This window comes from Streptomyces fuscigenes, from assembly GCF_021556455.1.
GTDB classification, from domain to species: domain Bacteria; phylum Actinomycetota; class Actinomycetes; order Streptomycetales; family Streptomycetaceae; genus Streptomyces; species Streptomyces fuscigenes.
This window is the reverse complement of record NZ_JAKGCV010000635.1, coordinates 1-2,400: the sequence shown is the minus strand read 5'-3', so window position 1 is coordinate 2,400 and position 2,400 is coordinate 1. Positions and strand designations below refer to the sequence as shown.

General features: G+C 73.0%; 2 protein-coding genes. One reads left to right on the top strand and one right to left on the bottom strand.

What is annotated here, in order from left to right; genetic code table 11:
* Positions 1–92: 92 nt before the first annotated feature.
* Positions 93–653 carry a YqgE/AlgH family protein gene (locus tag L1885_RS27200; protein WP_235799811.1) on the bottom strand — a complete coding sequence of 187 codons (561 nt, stop codon included), beginning with the start codon at positions 651–653 and terminating at the stop codon, positions 93–95.
* A 280-nt stretch (positions 654–933) separates the two neighbouring features.
* Here L1885_RS27200 and murA point away from each other — a divergent pair, with 280 nt between their 5' ends.
* Entirely contained in the window at positions 934–2,283 is a 1,350-nt protein-coding gene (gene murA, locus L1885_RS27195; RefSeq protein WP_235799810.1) for a UDP-N-acetylglucosamine 1-carboxyvinyltransferase, read from the top strand.
* The last annotated feature ends 117 nt before the right edge of the window (positions 2,284–2,400 follow it).

Here is a 2,400-nt window from a genome sequence, read left to right as displayed (position 1 = left end):
GCTCCCCGGCGCGCCGGGCCCGGCCATCGGGGGTCGGGCATGCGGGCGCCGCGCGCGGGCGTGGGGCGCGCGAGGCCGGTCCCGGCGGGCGGTCAGTTCAGCGAGGGGTCGTCCGGGTACGTGGCGACCATCGCGAGCTTTCCGCGCTGGCGGCGCAGCACCGCACGCCACAGCGTCTCGGGCCGGGGCGAGGACACGTCGCCCGGCTCGGACTCCACGACGTACCAGGCACCCTCCTTCAGCTCCCGCTCCAGCTGGCCGGGCCCCCAGCCCGCGTACCCGGCGAAGATGCGCAGCGAGCCGAGCGCGCTGGCCAGCAGTTCGGGCGGGGTGTCCAGGTCGACCAGGCCGATCGCGCCGTGCACCCGGCGCCAGCCGAGAGGGCCCTCCTCGCCGGGGATGACGGCGAGCGCGAGGGCGGAGTCGAGGGAGACGGGACCGCCCTGGAAGACGACCCCGGGCTCGCCGGTGTGCTCGGCCCAGGGTTCGAGGATGTCCGCCACGTCGACGGGGGTCGGACGGTTGAGGACCACGCCGAGCGAGCCCTCGCCGTCGTGGTCGAGCAGCAGGACGACCGCGCGGTCGAAGTTCGGATCCGCCAGGGCGGGCGTCGCGACGAGCAGCCGGCCTGTGAGCGAGGACACCTCGGTCATGCGACACATGATCCCGCATTCTCGCCCGCGGCGGGCCCGTGCGGGCCCTGCGCACGTGCGTGCAGCTCAGGGGGGCACCACCGGCATGTCCCCGCCCGCCGGAGTGCCGCGACCGTCGGCGACGGTGCGTGTTCGCGGGCGCACACAGGGTGTTATGCCGAATTCATTACGTTCCGGGGGCCTGCGGGGACCTACGGGAGGGGGTCTGACGCGCCTTAGGCTTACCGGGCCGTATGTTCGGCACCCATCCCCCGACCGCCCACTCCGGAACGCGAGATTCATGACCGGCACCGGCTCCGATGATGTACTGCTTGTCCACGGCGGCACCCCGCTCCAGGGGGAGATCCGCGTGCGCGGCGCGAAGAACCTGGTCCCCAAGGCGATGGTCGCCGCGCTGCTCGGCTCCACGCCGAGCAGACTGCGCAACGTGCCGGACATCCGCGACGTCCGCGTCGTGCGGGGCCTGCTGCAGCTGCACGGCGTGACCGTGCGGCCCGGCGAGGAGCCGGGCGAGCTGGTGCTCGACCCCACGCACGTGGAGAGCGCCAACGTCGCCGACATCGACGCCCACGCGGGATCCTCCCGGATCCCGATCCTGTTCTGCGGCCCGCTGCTGCACCGCCTCGGCCACGCGTTCATCCCGGGGCTCGGCGGCTGCGACATCGGCGGGCGGCCGATCGACTTCCACTTCGACGTGCTGCGCCAGTTCGGGGCGACGATCGACAAGCGCGCGGACGGCCAGTACCTGGAGGCTCCGCAGCGGCTGCGCGGCACGAAGATCCGGCTGCCGTACCCGTCGGTCGGCGCGACCGAGCAGGTGCTGCTGACCGCGGTGCTCGCGGAGGGTGTCACCGAGCTGTCGAACGCGGCGGTGGAGCCCGAGATCGAGGACCTCATCTGCGTGCTGCAGAAGATGGGCGCCATCATCGCGATGGACACCGACCGGACCATCCGGATCACGGGCGTGGACAGCCTCGGCGGCTACAACCACCACGCGATCCCGGACCGCCTGGAAGCGGCGTCCTGGGCTTCGGCGGCGCTGGCCACCGAGGGCGACATCTACGTGCGTGGCGCGCAGCAGCGCTCGATGATGACCTTCCTCAACACGTACCGGAAGGTCGGCGGCGCCTTCGAGATCGACGACAAGGGCATCCGGTTCTGGCACCCGGGCGGCTCGCTGAAGTCGATCGCGCTGGAGACGGACGTCCACCCGGGCTTCCAGACGGACTGGCAGCAGCCGCTCGTGGTGGCGCTGACGCAGGCGTCCGGCCTGTCGATCGTGCACGAGACGGTGTACGAGTCGCGGCTCGGCTTCACCTCGGCGCTCAACCAGATGGGTGCGCACATCCAGCTCTACCGCGAATGCCTGGGCGGCTCGCACTGCCGCTTCGGCCAGCGCAACTTCCTGCACTCGGCCGTCGTCTCCGGGCCGACCCGGCTCCAGGGCGCCGACCTGGTCATCCCCGACCTGCGCGGCGGCTTCTCGTACCTGATCGCGGCACTGGCGGCCCAGGGCACCTCACGGGTGCACGGGATCGACCTGATCAACCGGGGCTACGAGAACTTCATGGACAAGCTCGTGGAGCTGGGCGCCAAGGTCGAGCTGCCGGCGGGCGCCACGCTCGGCTGACGGGCGCGGGGGGCGGCCGGGGAACGGGGGCTGCCGGCCGCCCCCGCACCGCGAGCACCGCGAGCACCACGGTGCGGGCGGGGCCACGCGCTCGCCCGACCCCGCCCCGGCGGCCCA